18 protein-coding genes are annotated in these 18200 nt (G+C 72.4%); 11 read left to right on the forward strand and 7 right to left on the reverse strand.

Annotated elements, in window-relative coordinates; genetic code table 11:
• The first annotated feature begins 168 nt into the window (after window positions 1–168).
• Together AC1DWH_RS09670 and whiG are read left to right on the forward strand one after the other, a co-directional pair.
• Window positions 169–1101 (forward strand): tyrosine recombinase XerC, encoded by a 933-nt coding sequence (locus tag AC1DWH_RS09670; protein ID WP_456845530.1) that lies wholly within the window; start codon window positions 169–171, stop codon window positions 1099–1101.
• Window positions 1102–1121: 20 nt separating this feature from the next.
• A complete protein-coding gene (whiG, locus tag AC1DWH_RS09675) occupies window positions 1122–2060 on the forward strand; it encodes an RNA polymerase sigma factor WhiG (RefSeq protein ID WP_456845531.1) in 939 nt (312 codons plus the stop codon).
• Between the two features lie 148 nt (window positions 2061–2208).
• Here whiG and AC1DWH_RS09680 read toward each other — a convergent pair whose 3' ends face one another.
• On the reverse strand, window positions 2209–2985 hold the full coding sequence (locus AC1DWH_RS09680) for a murein hydrolase activator EnvC family protein (protein WP_477093486.1): 777 nt from the start codon (window positions 2983–2985) through the stop codon (window positions 2209–2211).
• A 392-nt stretch (window positions 2986–3377) separates the two neighbouring features.
• On the opposite strand from AC1DWH_RS09680, the gene rpsB reads away from it, so the two are divergent.
• The 7 genes from rpsB to AC1DWH_RS09715 all read left to right on the forward strand — a co-directional run bounded on the left by rpsB (window position 3378) and on the right by AC1DWH_RS09715 (window position 9389).
• The gene (gene rpsB, locus AC1DWH_RS09685; protein WP_477093487.1) at window positions 3378–4403 is read left to right on the forward strand and encodes a 30S ribosomal protein S2; all 1026 of its coding nucleotides are present in this window, start codon (window positions 3378–3380) and stop codon (window positions 4401–4403) included.
• A gap of 110 nt (window positions 4404–4513) precedes the next feature.
• Window positions 4514–5359 carry a translation elongation factor Ts gene (gene tsf, locus AC1DWH_RS09690; protein ID WP_477093488.1) on the forward strand — a complete coding sequence of 282 codons (846 nt, stop codon included), beginning with the start codon at window positions 4514–4516 and terminating at the stop codon, window positions 5357–5359.
• 112 nt (window positions 5360–5471) lie between these two features.
• A complete protein-coding gene (gene pyrH, locus AC1DWH_RS09695; RefSeq protein ID WP_477093489.1) occupies window positions 5472–6215 on the forward strand; it encodes a UMP kinase in 744 nt (247 codons plus the stop codon).
• Between the two features lie 51 nt (window positions 6216–6266).
• Entirely contained in the window at window positions 6267–6824 is a 558-nt protein-coding gene (gene frr / locus AC1DWH_RS09700) for a ribosome recycling factor (RefSeq protein ID WP_456846770.1), read from the forward strand.
• Window positions 6824–7666 (forward strand): phosphatidate cytidylyltransferase, encoded by an 843-nt coding sequence (locus tag AC1DWH_RS09705; protein ID WP_477093490.1) that lies wholly within the window; start codon window positions 6824–6826, stop codon window positions 7664–7666. The genes frr and AC1DWH_RS09705 overlap by 1 nt, the downstream gene beginning before the upstream one ends.
• Before the next feature lie 44 nt (window positions 7667–7710).
• Complete coding sequence (gene rlmN / locus AC1DWH_RS09710) at window positions 7711–8838, forward strand: dual-specificity RNA methyltransferase RlmN (protein WP_456846772.1); 1128 nt, start codon at window positions 7711–7713, stop codon at window positions 8836–8838.
• Complete coding sequence (locus AC1DWH_RS09715; protein ID WP_456846773.1) at window positions 8835–9389, forward strand: DivIVA domain-containing protein; 555 nt, start codon at window positions 8835–8837, stop codon at window positions 9387–9389. The genes rlmN and AC1DWH_RS09715 overlap by 4 nt, the downstream gene beginning before the upstream one ends.
• 86 nt (window positions 9390–9475) lie before the next feature.
• Here AC1DWH_RS09715 and AC1DWH_RS09720 read toward each other — a convergent pair whose 3' ends face one another.
• The 3 genes from AC1DWH_RS09720 to AC1DWH_RS09730 form a co-directional block, all read right to left on the reverse strand.
• Complete coding sequence (locus tag AC1DWH_RS09720; protein ID WP_456846774.1) at window positions 9476–10291, reverse strand: ABC transporter permease; 816 nt, start codon at window positions 10289–10291, stop codon at window positions 9476–9478.
• Entirely contained in the window at window positions 10288–11280 is a 993-nt protein-coding gene (locus AC1DWH_RS09725; RefSeq protein WP_477093491.1) for an ATP-binding cassette domain-containing protein, read from the reverse strand. Before AC1DWH_RS09725 ends, AC1DWH_RS09720 begins: the two co-directional genes overlap by 4 nt.
• Window positions 11281–11344: 64 nt before the next feature.
• The gene (locus tag AC1DWH_RS09730) at window positions 11345–12022 is read right to left on the reverse strand and encodes a PadR family transcriptional regulator (RefSeq protein WP_477093492.1); all 678 of its coding nucleotides are present in this window, start codon (window positions 12020–12022) and stop codon (window positions 11345–11347) included.
• Between the two features lie 31 nt (window positions 12023–12053).
• Between AC1DWH_RS09730 and dxr the strand changes: the two genes are divergently transcribed.
• Window positions 12054–13223 (forward strand): 1-deoxy-D-xylulose-5-phosphate reductoisomerase, encoded by a 1170-nt coding sequence (gene dxr / locus AC1DWH_RS09735; protein WP_477093493.1) that lies wholly within the window; start codon window positions 12054–12056, stop codon window positions 13221–13223.
• A 13-nt stretch (window positions 13224–13236) separates the two neighbouring features.
• Here dxr and AC1DWH_RS09740 read toward each other — a convergent pair whose 3' ends face one another.
• The 3 genes from AC1DWH_RS09740 to AC1DWH_RS09750 are packed head-to-tail and all read right to left on the reverse strand — an operon-like array spanning window position 13237 to window position 16456.
• Window positions 13237–14601, reverse strand: coding sequence for an NAD(P)/FAD-dependent oxidoreductase (locus AC1DWH_RS09740; protein WP_477093494.1), 1365 nt, complete (start codon window positions 14599–14601; stop codon window positions 13237–13239).
• Entirely contained in the window at window positions 14598–15983 is a 1386-nt protein-coding gene (locus AC1DWH_RS09745; protein WP_477093495.1) for an aspartate aminotransferase family protein, read from the reverse strand. The genes AC1DWH_RS09740 and AC1DWH_RS09745 overlap by 4 nt, the downstream gene beginning before the upstream one ends.
• Complete coding sequence (locus AC1DWH_RS09750; RefSeq protein WP_370505240.1) at window positions 15980–16456, reverse strand: Lrp/AsnC family transcriptional regulator; 477 nt, start codon at window positions 16454–16456, stop codon at window positions 15980–15982. The genes AC1DWH_RS09745 and AC1DWH_RS09750 overlap by 4 nt, the downstream gene beginning before the upstream one ends.
• 173 nt (window positions 16457–16629) lie before the next feature.
• On the opposite strand from AC1DWH_RS09750, the gene AC1DWH_RS09755 reads away from it, so the two are divergent.
• A complete protein-coding gene (locus AC1DWH_RS09755) occupies window positions 16630–18078 on the forward strand; it encodes a gamma-aminobutyraldehyde dehydrogenase (protein ID WP_477093496.1) in 1449 nt (482 codons plus the stop codon).
• The last annotated feature ends 122 nt before the right edge of the window (window positions 18079–18200 follow it).

Consider the following 18200-nt stretch of genomic DNA (forward strand, 5'->3'; position numbering starts at 1 on the left):
AAAGGACTTCTTGAGTGCAGGGGTGAGGCGATCCGCGGGTGAAAAAATCGCGCAACCGGGCATTTCTTGGTCGGCGAATCGGACATTGCGCCGGGATTCGCCCAACGTTAGGCCGGCCAGGTGAATTCACTGCTTGTTCCCGGCTGTGTTTCAGGTCACCGTACTCACATGGACGTGGCCGAGATCACTGCAGGGGCGCCGAATCGCGTGCGCCTCCTGTCGGAGTTCTCGGCGCACCTGGGTGCCCAGCGCGGATTGTCGGCGCACACCATCCGCGCCTATGTCGGGGATGTCGACCTTCTTCTCGGCTATGCGTCGCGGCACGGCCGGACAACTCTCGACTCGATCGACCTCGCTGTCCTGCGCGGCTGGCTCGCCTCCATGGCGACCACGCAGCGCAGCCGCGCGACCCTCGCCCGCCGAGGCGCCGCCGTCCGCACGTTCTTCGCCTGGGCCACCCGCACGCACCGGATCCCGGTCGACCCCGCGCTTCGTCTCGCGACCGCCCGGACCGCCTCGCCCCTGCCGACCGTCCTGCGCGTCGAGCCCGTCACGCAGATGCTCGACCTGGCCCGTGACCGTGCCGCCGACGGCGACGCGCTCGCGATCCGCGACTGGGCGCTCCTCGAGCTCCTCTACGCCACGGGCGTCCGCGTCGGCGAGGTCTGCGGCGCCGACCTGGGCGACCTGGACGTGCACGAGCGGACGCTGCGGGTCGTCGGCAAGGGCGACAAGGAGCGGGTCGTCCCGTTCGGCAAGCCCGCCGCGACGGCGCTGAGCGCCTGGCTCGAGCGTGGCCGCCCGCAGCTCGTCCACCCCGCCTCGCCGCCGGCCGTGTTCCTCGGCCTGCGCGGCGGGCGTCTCGACCAGCGCCAGGCGCGCACGGTCGTCCACCAGTCCGCCGCCCTCGCGGGCGTCGACGACGTGGCGCCCCACGCGCTCCGTCACACCGCAGCGACCCACCTTCTCGAGGGTGGGTCCGACCTGCGCAGCGTCCAGGAGCTCCTCGGCCACGCCAGCTTGGCCACGACGCAGCGCTACACGCACGTCTCCGCCGACCGACTGCGGTCGGCGTTCCAGCAAGCGCACCCCCGAGCATGACGCACAAGATGGAGTCGACGATGACGACGCAGCTGGACGCCGCCTTCCCGGTGCGCACCCGTATGACGAGCACGGCCCCCGAGGGCGTCATCCCGCAGCCGTGGCCGTCGTCCGGCGACCAGCTCGCCGCGCCGACCGTCCCGATCACGCGCGGGGTCCCGACCCCTCGCGGCCCGGTCGCTCCGAGTCGTTCGGTCGAGGAGGTCGACGCCCTGTGGTCGGACTACAAGGCGACCGAGTCCCCCCGGGCGCGTGAGGGCCTGATCCTGCACTACGCCTCCCTGGTGTCGGCGGTCGCCGGCCGGGTGGGGATGCGGCTGCCCAGCACCGTCGAGCAGGCCGACCTCGTCTCCTACGGCATGTTCGGTCTCATCGACGCCATCGAGAAGTACCAGACCGACCGTGCGGTGAAGTTCGAGTCCTACGCGTCGTCCCGCATCCGCGGCGCGATCATCGACGAGCTGCGCGCGATGGACTGGGTCCCGCGCTCGGTCCGCACGAAGGCTCGTTCGGTCGACCGCGCGTATGCCGAGCTCGAGGCCAAGCTGCACCGGACCCCGACCGAGGACGAGGTCGCCCGCCACCTCGAGATGCCGGTCGAGGACCTCCGCGCCATCTACTCCCAGCTCTCGACGGTGAACGTGGCCGCCCTGGACGAGCTGCTCGGCGGCGGCGACGACCGCCCCGGCGGCGTCTCGCTGGTCGACACCCTCGGCGACGAGCGCACGCTCGACCCCGCCGGCTCGATCGAGGCCGCCGAGACGAAGTTCCTGCTGGCCCGCGCGATCGAGTGCCTGGGCGAGCGCGAGCGCATCGTCGTCGTCCTCTACTACTACGAGGGCATGACCCTCGCCGAGATCGGCCGCGTGCTCGGTGTCACCGAGTCGCGCATCTCCCAGATGCACACCGCCGCCATGATCCGGCTCCGCACCCGCCTGCTCGAGGCCGAGCGCGTCTGACCGCGCCCGGCGGGCTCGGCCCGCCGGCGTCGGACCCGTTCGTCGCCCGTCCTGGACGGGCGGCGGCGTCTCTCGGATCGGTCAGCGTCCGAGAGGCGTCGCACCAGGTCGTGGTCGAGTCGCCGCACCAGGCCTCGACCGCGCTGTCTCACTGGGACCCGCGCGGTCCAGCGGTCCCGTCGACGCGACGAGCGTCCAGGGGCAGCAGCACCGCCGGGCCCGCGCCCGGCAGCAGCGTGAACGGGTCGACGTACTCGTCGCCCACCCGCACGCCCCAGTGCAGGCACGTGCCCGGCGCGCAGTGCGACCCCTCGGGTGTCACGAGACCGAGCGGCTCGCCGCCCTCGACGGCGTCGCCCGCCCGCACTGCGGCCAGCACCGGCTCGATGCTCGACCGGCGACCGCGCGCGTCGGTCACCGTGACGACGCCCCGACCGGCGACGGTGCCCGCGAACGAGACGACTCCGGCGACGGGGGAGAGGACAGGGGCTCCGGGAGTCGTGCGCAGGTCCACGCCACGATGGCCGACCGCCCAGGGCTGCGGCGGAGCCTCGAACGCGCGCGCAACCTGCGGCGGTCCGGGAAGCGGGAGGCGGTAGGTGCCGGCCGTCGTGGCCGGCGGGTCGGGCGGACCGGCGGAGCCCGTCGACGCGAGCCCCGCGACCGCCAGGGCGACCAGCAGCGCGATCGCACCGAGCGAGGCGACCGGGCGGGTGACGCGGGCGGGGGCGGGGGCGGCCGAGCGGCCGAGGCCGCGGCGAACGGGGGCGCCTGGGCGGGCGGTGCCGCGGAGGGCATGAGCGACCGGGCCGGCGATGCCGCGGCGGGCCGGGGCAGCCGAGCGGGCGGTGCTGCGGCGGGCCGGGGCCGCCGGGGAGAGGGCCGGTCCGGGGTCGTGCGGGCGGGAGGCGGGAGCTGGCGTCATGGCGCCGATCGTCGGGTCTCGCGGGCGCGCCGCCGTGGGCTCGGCACGATCGTGTGGACGCCCAAGGCGGCGCCAGGGGCTGTGGGCGGGCCGCTGGTCGGGACCAGTCCCGGCGATCGGCTAAACTTCTGGTGCGACCGGTCCGTACCGGTCGACTTCGCGCGTCATCCACCCGATCAGGGCACTCGACGGCCATCGTGCCGGCGAGGACCAGGACGGGGTCGATCGCCGCAGCGGTCCGGGCTCCTGCACCAGTGGCAGTCCCCGGAGCGGACGACGACATGACGCCAGGGGCGCCGACCTTGCGGTCGGAGCCGACAACCGAGATGCGGGCCCGCAGACGGGTCCGCCTTGACGCGTGCACCCTGCGGTGCGCGCCGGAAGGACGTGCCATGGCCGTCGTGACCATGCGCCAGCTGCTCGAGAGCGGTGTCCACTTCGGGCACCAGACTCGCCGCTGGAACCCCAAGATGAAGCGCTTCATCTTCACCGAGCGCAACGGCATCTACATCGTCGACCTGCAGCAGTCGCTGTCGTACATCGACAACGCCTACGACTTCGTGAGCCAGACCGTCGCGCACGGCGGCACCATCCTCTTCGTCGGCACGAAGAAGCAGGCGCAGGAGCCGGTCGCCGACCAGGCCGCGCGTGTCGGGATGCCGTACGTGAACCAGCGCTGGCTCGGTGGAATGCTCACCAACTTCAGCACGGTGCACAAGCGTCTCCAGCGCCTCAAGGAGCTGGAGCAGATCGACTTCGACGACGTGGCGGGCTCGAACCTCACGAAGAAGGAGCTGCTCGTCCTGCGCCGCGAGAAGGACAAGCTCGCGAAGACGCTGGGCGGCATCCGCGACATGGCCAAGGTTCCCTCGGCCGTGTGGATCGTCGACACGAACAAGGAGCACCTCGCCGTCAACGAGGCGCGCAAGCTCGGCATCCCGGTCGTCGCGATCCTCGACACCAACTGCGACCCGGACGTCGTCGACTACCCGATCCCGGGCAACGACGACGCCATCCGCGCCGTGCAGCTGCTGACCCGCGTCATCGCGGACGCCGCGGCCGACGGTCTGCTGAAGCGTCACTCGGGTCGCACCGCGGCCGCCGAGGGCACCGAGGCCGACGCCGAGCCGCTGGCCGAGTGGGAGCGCGAGCTGCTCGCCGGCGCCGAGGCCGACCTGGCCGCCGAGGCTGTGGCCGAGGAGGTCGTGGCCGAGGCCGTGGCCGAGGAGATCGCCGAGGAGGTCGTGGCCGAGGCTGTGGCCGAGGAGGTCGTGGCTGAGGTCATCGCCGAGGAGATCGCCGAGGAGGTCGTGGCCGAGGCCGTGGCCGAGGAGATCGCCGAGGAGGCCGTGGCCGAGGTCATCGCCGAGGAGATCGCCGACGAGGCTGCCGCCGAGGGCGACGCCGACTCCAAGTGACCGTGCCGGTGCCGGTGGCCCCCTGACGGGCCACCGGCACCGCAGCACGTCACCGGACCCCCAGGGGTCCCGCACGACACGTCACGACACACGAGGAACGGACACGACTGATGGCGAACTACTCGCTCGCAGACATCAAGGCGCTGCGCGAGAAGACCGGTGCCGGAATGATGGACGTCAAGAAGGCGCTCGAGGAGGCCGAGGGCGACTCCGACAAGGCGCTCGAGCTCATCCGCGTCAAGGGCCTCAAGGGCGTCGGCAAGCGTGAGGGCCGCGCGGCCTCCGACGGCCTCGTCGTCGCTCACGTCGGCCCGACGGCCGATGGCGAGGGCCAGACCGGCGTCCTGGTCGAGATCAACTCGGAGACCGACTTCGTCGCCAAGAGCCCGAACTTCGTGGGCCTCGCGGCGCGCGTCCTCGCGGCCGCCGTCGACTCGCCCGCCCGCGACGCGGACGCGCTGCTGGCCACCGAGGCCGAGGGCTCGACCGTGCAGAACATCGTCGACGAGACGGCCGCCACCCTGGGTGAGCGCGTCGTCGTGCGTCGTCTGGCCGTGCTCGCCGGCGMGCACGTCGAGGTCTACCTGCACAAGGTCAGCAAGGACCTGCCCCCGCAGGTCGGCGTCCTCGTCGCCACCGACGCCGCGGGCGCCGGCGTGGCCCGGGACATCGCGACGCACATCGCGGCGTTCTCGCCCACGTACCTGTCGCGCGAGGAGGTCTCGGCCGACGTCGTCGCCAACGAGCGTCACATCGCCGAGGAGACGGCCCGCAACGAGGGCAAGCCCGAGGCTGCGCTGCCGAAGATCATCGAGGGCCGCCTGAACGGCTTCTTCAAGGAGAACGTCCTGCTCGAGCAGGCGTTCGCCAAGGACAACAAGAAGACGGTCGCCCAGGTCCTCTCCGAGGCCGGCGGCACGCTGACGGGCTTCGTGCGTTACCGCGTGGGAGCCTGACCCCATGTGATCGACGGTGGCCCCGGCCCTACGGGGTCGGGGCCACCGTCGCTACCAGCTCGATCCGGGCGTCCTGACCAGGCCGCGCGGACCACTCTCTTCTGGAGGCGCCGTGACCCAGCACCCGGACTCGACTCGCGGGGCTGTGCCGGAGCGGCGTGTCCTGCTCAAGTTGTCGGGCGAGACGTTCGGCGGCGGTGACGTCGGCCTGGCCGCCGACGTCGTCCAGCGCGTCGCGGCCGAGATCGCGGTGGCCGTACGGGCGGGCGTGCAGGTGGCGATCGTCGTCGGCGGGGGCAACTTCTTCCGCGGCGCCGAGCTGTCGCAGCGCGGCCTCGACCGGGCGCGTGCCGACTACATGGGCATGCTCGGCACGGTCATGAACTGCCTGGCGCTGCAGGACTTCCTCGAGCAGGCCGGGGTGAGCACGCGTGTGCAGACCGCGATCGCGATGGGCCAGGTGGCCGAGCCGTACATCCCGCTGCGCGCCATCCGGCACCTCGAGAAGGGCCGCGTCGTGATCTTCGGCGCCGGCGCGGGCATGCCGTACTTCTCCACCGACACGGTGAGCGTCCAGCGCGCGCTGGAGACCCACTGCCACGAGGTGCTGATGGGCAAGAACGGCGTCGACGGCGTCTACTCGGCGGACCCGCGCACGGACCCCGACGCGGTGAAGCTGGACCACCTGACCTACACGGACGCGCTGGTCAACGACCTGGGCGTCATGGACGGCTCGGCGCTCAGCCTCTGCCGCGACAACGACGTGCGGATGCGCGTGTTCGGCCTGGAAGAGGCCGGCAACGTCACGCGCGCGCTGCAGGGTGAGAAGATCGGCACGCTGATCACGGCAAGCTGAGCACCACCCGCTCGACGACCTGACCATGACGAACCGCACGAAGGAGCTCCGGTGATCGACGAGACCCTCTTCGAGGCTGAAGAGAAGATGGACAAGGCCGTCGAGGTCGCCAAGGAGGACTTCTCGACGATCCGCACGGGCCGCGCCAACGCTGCGATGTTCTCGAAGGTGTTCGTCGACTACTACGGCAGCCCGACCGCGCTGCAGCAGCTGGCGTCGTTCAACGTGACCGAGGCGCGCACCATCCTCGTCTCGCCGTTCGACAAGTCGTCGACCGCGGCCATCGAGAAGGCGCTGCGCGACTCGGACCTCGGGGTGAACCCGACGAACGACGGCAACGTCATCCGCATCGTCCTGCCGGCCCTGACGCAGGAGCGACGCAAGGACTTCGTGAAGCTCGCCCGGAGCAAGGCCGAGGACGCGCGCATCTCGGTGCGCAACGTGCGCCGCCGCGCCAAGGAGGAGCTGGACCGCATCGTGAAGGACGGCGAGGCGGGCGAGGACGAGGTCGGTCGTGCCGAGAAGGAGCTCGAGTCCCTGACGAAGAAGCACGTCGACCTCATCGACCACCTGCTCTCGTCCAAGGAGAGCGAGCTCCTCGAGGTCTGATGAGCCAGACAGCCATCGCCGCCACCCGGACCCCACGCCCCGGTCGCGACCTGCCGGTCGCGATCGTCGTCGGCGTCGCCATGCTCCTGGCGGTGGTCGCCTCCCTGTTCATCCGCAAGGAGGCCTTCGCCGTCGTCGCGGTGCTCGCCGTGTGCGCCGGGCTCTGGGAGCTGGCGCAGGCGTTCACGCGGCGGGCGATCCACCTGCCGCTGCTACCGCTGCTGGTCGGCGCGATCGGCATCCTGGTGTCGGCGTACACGGCCGGGCCGGAGGCGCTGTTCGTCGCGTTCATGCTGACGGTCGGCGGTGTCGTCGTCTGGCGCGTGCTCGACGGGAGCGGCCAGCCCGCGTTGCGGGACGCCACGGCGGGAGCGTTCGCCGCCGCGTACCTGCCGTTCCTCGGCGGGTTCGTCATGCTCATGCTCGCGGAGCCCGACGGGCCGTCCCGCGTGATGCTCTTCATCCTGCTCTGCGTCGCCAACGACGTCGGTGGGTACACCGTCGGCGTGCTGCTCGGCCGGCACCCGCTCGCCCCCTCGGTCAGCCCGAAGAAGACATGGGAGGGCCTGGCCGGCTCCGTCGTGCTGGCCTGCGTGGTCGGCGTCGTCGGCGTGCAGGTCGCGTTCGGCGGCGAGCCGCTGGTCGGGGTGTTCCTCGGCGCGGCCACGGTCGTGACGGCCACGCTCGGCGACCTGGCCGAGTCCATGCTCAAGCGCGACCTCGAGCTCAAGGACATGGGCCGGCTCGTGCCGGGACACGGCGGGCTCCTGGACCGGCTCGACTCGCTCGTCCTGACCGCCCCCGCCGTGTACGTCGTCCTCACGGTCCTCCAGCCCGCCTGACCTCTGCTCCTCTGCGCAGCCCGACCTGAGAGGGGGTACCTGCAATGACCGGTACACCCGTCCGCCTCGACCTGTCCTCGCCCAGCCGTGGACCTCGCGGCAAGCCGCCCAAGCACTTCGTCGACCTCACGCCCGAGCAGCGGATCGACGCCGTGACGGAGCTGGGGGAGAAGCCGTTCCGCGCCAAGCAGCTGGCGACCCACTACTTCACGCACCTGACCAACGACCCCGCGCAGATGACGGACCTGCCCAAGGCGACCCGCGACAAGCTGGTCGAGGGGCTCTTCCCGCAGCTGCTCACGGCGCACCGGACGCAGACCGCGGACAAGGGCACCACGGTCAAGACGCTGTGGCACCTGTTCGACGGCGCCAAGGTCGAGTCGGTCCTCATGCGCTACGCCAATCGCACGACCCTGTGCGTGTCCAGCCAGGCGGGCTGCGGCCTGGCCTGCTCGTTCTGCGCGACCGGCCAGCTGGGCCTGACCCGCAACCTGTCGACCGCGGAGATCGTCGAGCAGGTGCGCGCGGCGGCCCGGTCGCTCGCCGACGGTGAGGTCCCCGGCGGCCCGACGCGCCTGAGCAACGTCGTGTTCATGGGCATGGGCGAGCCGCTGGCCAACTACAAGTCGGTCATGGAGACGGTCCGCCGCCTCGTGGCGCCGACGCCGGACGGCCTCGGCATGTCCGCGCGCAACGTGACGGTCTCGACCGTCGGCATGGTGCCGGCCATGGACCGGCTGGCCAAGGAGGGCATCCCGGTCACGCTCGCCCTGTCGCTGCACGCGCCCGACGACGAGCTGCGCAGCGAGCTCGTGCCGGTGAACACGCGGTGGAGCGTCGACGAGGCGCTCGACTCCGCGCACCGCTACTTCGAGGTCACGGGCCGCCGGGTCTCCATCGAGTACGCGCTCATCCGGGACATCAACGACCACGCCTGGCGCGCGGACCTGCTGGGCGAGAAGCTCAACGCCCGCGGCCGCGGCTGGGTGCACTGCAACCCGATCCCGCTGAACCCGACGCCCGGCTCCAAGTGGACGGCGAGCGATCCCCGGGTCGAGCAGGAGTTCGTGGCACGCTTGCGTGCGCACGGGATCCCGACCACGATCCGAGACACCCGCGGCAGTGAGATCGACGGCGCCTGCGGCCAGCTCGCAGCGGAGGAGGACGAGTGAGCGACGGGATGTTCCGGACCGTCTCGGGTCTGAAGCAGGGGTACGACCCGGACGAGGTCGACGACTTCTTCTCGCACGCCCGGTCGGTCTACGAGCAGGGCCCCGCCGGTGGCCTGGCCAGCAAGGACGTGCGCGGCGTCGCGTTCGACATGGTGCGCGGCGGCTACGTCACCGCGGCCGTCGACGCGGCCCTGGACCGGCTCGAGGCGGCGTTCGTGGCGCGGTCGCGGGCGGAGTACATCGCCACCCAGGGCCAGCAGGCGTGGATGGGCCGCCTGAGCGAGCAGGCCCGCACCCTCTACGGGCGGCTCGGCCGTCCGGACGGGGACCGGTTCGCGGCGCCCGACGGCCGGCACCAGGGCTACGAGCCCGCGGACGTCGACGAGCTCTGCCAGCGGTTGGTCGCCTACTTCGACAAGGGCACGCCGCTGTCGGCCGCCGAGGTCCGGTCGGCCACGTTCCGCCGCCGCAAGGGCCGCAACGCGTACGCCGAGGGACCGGTCGACGCGTTCCTCGCACGCGCGGTCGAGGTGCTGCTCGGCGTCGAGTGAGACGTCGAGTGAGACCTCGACCCACCTGAGACGAACGAACGGCCGCGCCCCGACGAAGGGGTGCGGCCGTTCGCGTAGCCGAAGGGTCAGCCGTCCTCGCGCTTGAACGTGCGCGTGCCGAACCAGATGCCCAGCGCGGCGAGCACGAGGGTCAGCGCGGAGCCCCACAGCGCGGTCGGCGTGCCGATGTCGCCGGCGAACTGGGCGCGGATGCCCGAGACCACGTGCTTGACCGGGTTGAGGTTGGACAGCGTGTTCAGCCACGCCGGCGCGGACGCCGCGGTGATCGGCAGGAGGATGCCGGACAGCAGCAGGAGCGGCAGCGCGATGCCGTTCATCAGCGGTGCGAGGGCGTCCTCGCTCTTGAGCGTGAGCGCGACGGCGTAGGACGCCGAGGCGAACGCGGCGGCGAGCAGCGCGGCCGTGACGATGCCGAGGACGATGCCCCAGAACGGCGCCTCGAGGCCGAACAGGAACGCCACCGACACGAGGACGACGCCCTGCACGGCCACGACGATCACGTCGCGCAGCACGCGGCCGAGCACCAGCGCGGACCGGGGCGCGGGGCTGACCCGCTCCGCCTCGATGACGCCGTCACGCCACTCGCCGATGAGCCCGAAGCCGACGAACAGCGCGCCGAACATGCCGAGCTGCACCAGCAGGCCGGGCACGAACAGCTGGTAGGCGTTCGTCGCCCCGAGCTGCGGGGCCAGCGGCTCGAGCAGCGGGCCGAACAGCGTCAGGTACAGCACCGGCTGGAGCAGGCCCATGACGGACCAGACCGGGTTGCGCAGGGAGATCCGCATGGCGCGGCGGAAGACGGTGAGCGTGTCGCGGACGAACGTGCTGCGGCCGCGCTGCTCGTCGGCGAACGTGCGGGGAGTGGCGGTGGTGGCGGTCATGCTGCTGCTCCGTCGGTCTGGTCGGTCCCGCGCGGGCTCTCGCCGTCGCGCAGGGACCTGCCGGTCAGGGTGAGGAAGACGTCGTCGAGGGTCGGGCGGCGCAGCTCGACGCCGTCGAGCTCGAGGCCCTCGGCGTCGAGCGAGCGCAGCAGGCCCGCGAGCAGGGTGCGGCCGGCGGGGACGCGGACCTCGACCAGCGTGCCGTCGACCGTGGGCGTGTCGGCGCCGGGCAGCTGAGCGGCGACGGCGGCGATGCGGGCGACGTCGGCGGGCTGGGCCGCGGTGAGCAGGACGGCGTCGCCGCTCACGCGCTGCTTGAGCTCCTCGGGGGAGCCCTGGGCGACGATCTGGCCGTGGTCGATGACGAGGATGCGGTCGCACAGGGCGTCGGCCTCGTCGAGGTAGTGCGTGGTGAGGAACACGGTGCTGCCGCGCTCGTCGCGCAGCCCGCGGACGTGCGTCCAGAGGTTGGCGCGCGCCTGCGGGTCGAGGCCCGTCGTCGGCTCGTCGAGGAACACCAGCCGGGGCGTGTGGATCAGGCCCATCGCGATGTCGAGGCGGCGGCGCTGACCGCCGGACAGCGAGGAGCACTTGCGCTCCCAGAGCCCGTCGAGCTCGAGCTGGTCGAAGAGCTCGCGGCCGCGGGCGGCAGCGGTGGAGCGCTCGACGCCGTAGAGCAGCGCGTGGTCGATGACCTCCTCGCCGGCACGGGCCTCGCCCGAGGTGGAGCCGGACTGGGCGACGTAGCCGATGCGTCGGCGGACGGCGCCGGGGTCGCGCAGCAGGTCGGCGCCGGCCACCGTCGCCTCGCCGCGGGTGGGCCGCAGGAGGGTGGTGAGCATGCGCAGCGTGGTCGTCTTGCCGGCCCCGTTCGGGCCGAGGAAGCCGACGATCTCGCCGGCGTCGACGTCGAGGTCCACGCCGCGCACGGCGTCGACGTCCCCTCGACGGGTCTTGTAGGTGCGGGCCAGGCCGCGGGCGTGGATCATGCGGGGTCTCCTTCGGGTGGAGACCCAGTATTCAAGATGAACTATTACTCGTCAACCTTGACTATTACGTGTCTTCGTCCGCCATCGCGTAGACGACCCAGGGACCGACGCCCGCGGCACGGGCGACCTCGAGCTGCTCCGGCGTCGGGTTCCACAGCGGCGGCTCGCCCTGGAACGCGTACGCACCGCCGCGCACGCGGTCGAGATACCCCCGCGCCCAGTCGAGCTCGCCGCGGGTCCGGGCGGTGATGAGCCGGGCCACCTCGGTCGCCGTGTCGGGCGTGTCCTTGGCCGCGAGGATCTCCTCGATCTGCGTCGCCAGCTCCGTGACCAGGTCCTCCATCATGCCGACGCGCTTCTCGATCGCCTGGACGACCTCGTCCCGGGGGAGCGCGAAGGCCATGTTGACCGCCGTGAGGAACAGCGTGGGCTCGTCCGTCGTGAGCAGGCCCGTGCGGACCAGGGAGAGGAACTCGTCCTCGCCCGCCGAGGTCAGGCGGTACGTGGTCCGGGGCGGCCGCGGGCCCTCGGCCACCACGCCCACCTCCTCGAGGAGGCCGGCCCTGGTCAACGACTTGAGCGCGTTGTAGATCGACCCCGGGTGCACGTGCGCCCACCGGTCGACCTCCCAGCTGACCAGCTCGCGGCGCAGGAAGTAGCCGTGCACGGGCTGGAAGATCCGCACGCACCCCAGCACGAGCAGGCGGGTCGAGGAGCCCTGGGGCGTCGCGGGAGCGGGCATGCGGCGATCCTGCCACGGGGGATGCACGAAGATGGGCAGCGTGACACAGCGCAGCGTCGTCCTCCTCGGGTCCACCGGGTCGATCGGCACCCAGGCCGTCGACGTCATCACGCGCCACCCGGACCGGTTCCGCGTGACCGGGCTGAGCGCCGGCGGCGGGCACGTCGGGCTGCTGGCCCGGCAGGCCCGCGAGCTCGGGGTGTCCGCGGTGGCGGTCGCCGACCCGAGCGTCGAGGGGCCGCTGCGCGAGGCGCTCCCCGCGGGCGTCGAGGTCCTCGTCGGCCCGCGGGCGTCCACCGAGCTGGCGGGGCGCGGGGCGGACGTCGTGCTCAACGGCGTCACGGGCTCGGTCGGACTGGGCCCGACGCTCGCCGCGCTCCGGGCCGGCAGCACGCTCGCGCTGGCCAACAAGGAGTCGCTGGTCGTCGGCGGTCGGCTGGTGCACGCTGCGCGGCAGCGACCCGACCAGATCGTGCCGGTGGACTCCGAGCACTCGGCCATCGCCCAGGCTTTGCGCGGCGGCACGCACGCCGAGGTCCGTCGCCTGATCCTGACGGCGTCCGGCGGGCCGTTCCGGGGGTGGACGCACGACGACGTCAAGGCGGTGACTCCCCAGCAGGCGCTCGCGCACCCGACGTGGTCGATGGGTCCCGTGGTGACCATCAACTCCTCGACGCTGATGAACAAGGGGCTCGAGCTCATCGAGGCGCACCTGCTGTTCGACGTCCCCGTCGAGGACATCACCGTGGTCGTGCACCCGCAGTCGGTCGTGCACTCGATGGTGGAGTTCGTCGACGGGTCGACGCTTGCGCAGGCCTCCCCGCCCGACATGCGGCTGCCGATCGCGCTCGGGCTCTCCTGGCCGGACCGGCTCGGCGACGTCGCGCCGCCGTGCGACTGGACCCGGTCGACCGCGTGGACCTTCGAGCCCCTCGACGAGCAGGTCTTCGGCGCCGTCCGGCTGGCCCGCGAGGCCGTCGTCGCGTCCGCCACGCACCCGGCGGTCTACAACGCGGCCAACGAGGAGTGCGTCGAGGCGTTCCTCGCCGGCCGCATCGGGTTCCTCGACATCGTCAGCACGGTCGAGCGGGTGCTGGGCGAGCACGACGGCACGGCACCGGACGCCCTGAGCCTCGGCGCCGTGCTGGCCGCCGAGACCTGGGCCCGGGCCCGCGCCCAGGAGCTCCTCGCGCGGGTCTGAACGCCGACCGGGGTCAGTGCCCCAGCACGTGGCTCAGCAGGTCGCCCACCCGGCTCGGACGACCCGTGCGGTTCTCGGTGCGGTCCGCCCACGCGGTCGCCCGGCGGGTCACCGTGATGCCCGCCCAGCGGATCGGCTCGGGCTCCCACGCGGGGGAGCGGTGGTCCACCCACGGCAGGCGCACCAGGTCGCTGTCCGCGCCCGTGATCAGGTCGGCGAGCGTCCGGCCGGCCAGGTTGGTCAGCGCGACGCCGTCGCCCACGTAGCCACCGGCCCAGGCGATGCCGGTCTCCGGGTCGAGGCCCACCGAGGGGTGCCAGTCCCGGTGGACGCCGAGCGGGCCGCCCCAGTGGTGGGTGATCTCCGCGCGGTCGAGCACGGGGAACAGGTCGACGAGCTCGCGATGCAGGTGCGCCGCGGTCGACCGGGTCCGGTCGTACGACGGCTCGATTGCCGAGCCCAGGTGGTACGGCGCGCCGCGGCCCCCGAAGGCGAGCCGGTCGTCGGTGGTCCGCTGGCCGTACACGATGAGGTGCCGCGCGTCGGTGAACGTCTGGGCGCGGGCCAGCCCGATCTGCGCCCAGACCTCGGGCGGCAGGGGCTCGGTCGCGATCATGTGCGAGTACACGGGGGCGACGTCGCGGCGCGAACCCGGCAGGTGTGCCGCCCACGCCTCGGTCGCGCGGACCACGAACCGGGCACGCACGATCCCGTGGTCGGTCACGACCGCCCGGGGCGACAGGCGCAGGGCCCGTGTCCCCTCGACCACGCGCGCCCCGCGGGAGAGCACGACGTCGAGCAGGCCCCGGACCAGCCGGACGGGCTGGATCCGCGCGCAGTCCGGTGTGTACGAGCCGCCCACCACGCCGGCGGCGCGGACGTGCTGCTCGACCCCGGCGGCGTCGAGCAGCTGCGACTCGTCGCCCCACGTCGCGTCGGCGGCGACGTCCGAGGCCACGCGCTCCAGCTGCGGCGCGTTCCGGGCCAGGGTGACGGTGCCCCCGAACGCGAAGCCGCAGTCGATCTGCTCGGCGGCCGCGACGCCACCCACCTCCACGACGGTGTCCCGCATCGCGGCGCGCATGGCCGCGGCGGCGTCGTGCCCGTGCCGGCGGGCCAGCTCGTCGCCGGAGACGGGCAGGAGCGCGGAGCACCAGCCGCCGTTGCGCCCGCTGGCGCCGAACCCGGCGACCTCGGCCTCGACCAGCAGCACGTCCAGCGACGGGTCCGCCTCGAGCAGGTAGTACGCCGTCCACAGACCGGTGAGCCCGGCGCCGACGATGACGACGTCCGCCTCGGCGTCACCGTCGAGCGGGTCGAGCGGGGTCCGGTCCGGGACCTGGTCGAACCAGAGGGAACCGGGGCCGGCAGGGCTCACAGGCGCGCCCAGGCCTCGGTCAGCACGCCCCGCAGGATCCCCGTGATCTCGTCGAACTCGGCCTGCCCGCAGGTCAGGGGCGGGGCGAGCTGGATGACGGGGTCGCCGCGGTCGTCGGCGCGGCAGTACAGGCCCGCGTCGTACAGCGCGCCCGAGAGGAACCCGCGCAGCAGGCGCTCGCTCTCGTCGTCGTCGAACGTCTCGCGGGTGGCCTTGTCCTTGACCAGCTCGATCCCGTAGAAGAAGCCCTCGCCGCGCACGTCGCCGACGATCGGCAGGTCCAGCAGGCCCTCGAGCGTGCGCCGGAACGCGGGGGCGGTCTCCTTGACGTGCTGGTTGAGGCCCTCTCGCTCGAAGAGGTCGAGGTTCGCGTTGGCGACGGCGGCCGAGACGGGGTGCCCGCCGAACGTGTAGCCGTGCGCGAACGACGCGTTGCCCTTGGCGAACGGCTCGTACAGGCGGTCGGAGGCGATGAGCGCGCCGATGGGGGAGTACCCCGACGTCAGGCCCTTGGCGCAGGTGATCATGTCCGGGACGTAGCCGAAGTCGTCGCACGCGAACATCGACCCGATGCGCCCGAACGCGCAGATGACCTCGTCGGACACCAGCAGCACGTCGTACTGGTCGCAGATCTCGCGCACGCGCTCGAAGTACCCGGGAGGCGGCGGGAAGCACCCGCCGGCGTTCTGCACGGGCTCGAGGAAGACGGCCGCGACGGAGTCGGGGCCCTCCATCTCGATGGCCTCGCCGATGCGGTCCGCGGCCCAGCGCCCGAACGCCTTCGGGTCGTCGCGCAGGTGCTCGGGCGCGCGGTACTCGTTGGTGTTCGGCACCTTGTGCGCGCCCGGGACGAGGGGCTCGAACTGCTCCTTGAGCGCCGGCAGCCCGGTGATCGACAGGGCGCCGTGCGGGGTGCCGTGGTACGCGATCGACCGCGAGATCACCTTGTACTTGTTCGGCTTGCCGGTGAGCTTGAAGTAGTTCTTGGCCAGCTTCCAGGCGGTCTCGACGGCCTCGCCGCCCCCCGTCGTGAAGAAGACGTGGTTCAGGGTGCCGGGCGCGTAGGTGGCCAGCCGCTCCGCGAGGTCGATGGCCTGCGGGTGCGCGTAGGACCACAGCGGAAAGAACGCGAGCTTCTCGGCCTGCACGCGTGCGGCCTCGGCCAGCTCGGCGCGCCCGTGGCCGGCCTGCACGACGAACAGGCCCGAGAGCCCGTCGATGTACTTGCGGCCCTGGTCGTCCCAGATGTGGTGGCCCTCGCCGCGCACGATCGTCGGGACGCCGCGGTCCCAGCTGCTCTGCCGAGTGAAGTGGCCCCAGAGGTGGGCCTTGGCCGCCTCGGAGCGGTCGGTGCCGAGTGGCGTCTGAGATGTGGTGCTCATCTGGTCCCCCAGTTGTAGAGCTGCTTGCGCAGCCGCAGGTACACGAACGTCTCGGTGGTCCGGACGCCGGGCAGCGTGCGGATCTTCTGGTTGAGAACCTCGAGCAGGTGGTCGTCGTCCTCGCAGACGACCTCGCAGAGCAGGTCGAAGCCGCCGGCGGTGACGACGACGTAGTCGACCTCGGGCAGCGCGGCCAGGGCGTCCGCGACGAGCGAGAGGTCGCCCTCGCACTTGAGCCCGATCATCGCCTGGCGGGTGAAGCCGACCTGCAGCGGGTCGGTGACGGCGACGATCTGCATCACGCCCGAGTCGGTGAGGCGCTGGACCCGCTGCCGCACCGCGGCCTCGGACAGGCCGATCGCCTTGCCGATCGCGGCGTAGGGTCGCCGGCCGTCCTCCTGGAGCTGTTCGACGATGGCCTTGGAGACGTCGTCGAGTGCCGGGTGCCCCGGTGCTGGTCTGCGTGTGCCCACCCGCCGATGGTGGTCGGCAACGGCCCTCAATGCAAGGAATCCGTCGTGACAGGCCGTGCGAACTTCTGATTTCGGCGTTGACCGCCCTCCGATTGGCCGAATGCCCCCTCTTGGGCTCCCGTCGGCGCCCCGACCGGCGTAGCGTGCGGCCCACCGACCGTGAGGAGATTGCCGTGAGCCAGGCCCCCGACCAGACGCTCGAGCTGCTGAACGTGATCGGGGGCGCCCAGCGTCCCGCCGCGGACGGCCGCACGACGTCGGTGATCGACCCGTCGACCGGGCAGGAGTACGCCCGGGCGCCGCTGAGTGGCGCGGACGACGTCGACGCCGCGTACGGCGCCGCCTCGGAGGCGTTCACGACGTGGGGCCGCACGACGCCCGCGGAGCGTCAGCTCGCGCTCCTGCGGCTGGCCGACGCGGTCGAGGCGCGCGCCGACGAGTTCGTCGCCGTCGAGTCCCGCAACACCGGCAAGCCGCTGCACCTGACCGCCACGGACGAGGTGCCGCCGTGCGTCGACCAGCTGCGGTTCTTCGCCGGCGCCGCGCGCGTGCTCGACGGGCTGAGCGCGGGGGAGTACATGGCGGGCCACACGTCGTGGGTGCGCCGCGAGCCGGTCGGCGTCGTCGGCCAGGTCACGCCGTGGAACTACCCGCTGATGATGGCCATCTGGAAGATCGCGCCCGCGCTCGCGGCCGGCAACACCATCGTGCTCAAGCCGTCCGACACGACGCCGGCCTCGACGCTGCTGCTCGGCCAGGTCGCGGCCGAGGTGCTGCCCCCGGGCGTCCTCAACGTGATCTGCGGCGACCGCGACTCGGGCAGGGCGCTGGTCTCGCACCAGCGCCCGGACATGGTCGCCATCACCGGCTCGGTCCGGGCCGGCTCCCAGGTGGCGGAGGCCGCCGCGGCCAACGTCAAGCGCGTGCACCTCGAGCTCGGCGGCAAGGCACCCGTGATCGTCTTCGCCGACGCCGACATCGCCGCGGCCGCCGAGGGGATCGCCGGCGCCGGGTACTACAACGCCGGCCAGGACTGCACGGCGGCCACCCGTGTGCTGGTGCACGCCTCCGTCCGCGCCGACTTCGTCGCGGCCCTCGCCGAGGCGGCGAAGGGCCAGCGCACGGGCATGCCGGACGACCCGGACGTCGCGTTCGGCCCGGTCAACAACGCCCTGCAGCTGGAGCGGGTCACCGGCTTCCTCGACCGGCTGCCGGACCACGCGTCGATCGTCGCCGGCGGCCACCGGGTGGGCGACACCGGCTACTTCGTCGAGGCGACCGTCGTCGACGGCCTGCGCCAGGACGACGAGGCCGTGCAGGACGAGATCTTCGGCCCGGTCATCACCGTCCAGACGTTCACGGACGAGGACGAGGCGATCGCGCTGGCCAACGGGGTCCGGTACGGGCTGTCGAGCTCGGTGTGGACCCAGAACCACGGCCGGGCGCTGCGGATGTCCCGGGCGCTCGACTTCGGGGTGGTCTGGATCAACACCCATATCCCGTTCGTCGCGGAGATGCCGCACGGCGGCTTCAAGCACTCCGGGTACGGCAAGGACCTCTCGATGTACGGCTTCGAGGACTACACCCGGATCAAGCACGTCATGTCGGCTTTTGACGCCTAGGTCGACGGATCCAGGACCCCTGTGTTCCATCCGTGCAACATTTTCGTTGCGTACGGGTGTTTCGACGACGGATTCCTTGCTGGACGGTCGTCTGTTTGCGATGATCCACCGACCCCGCCGTC

The organism is Cellulomonas sp. P2_F12 (assembly GCF_056403775.1).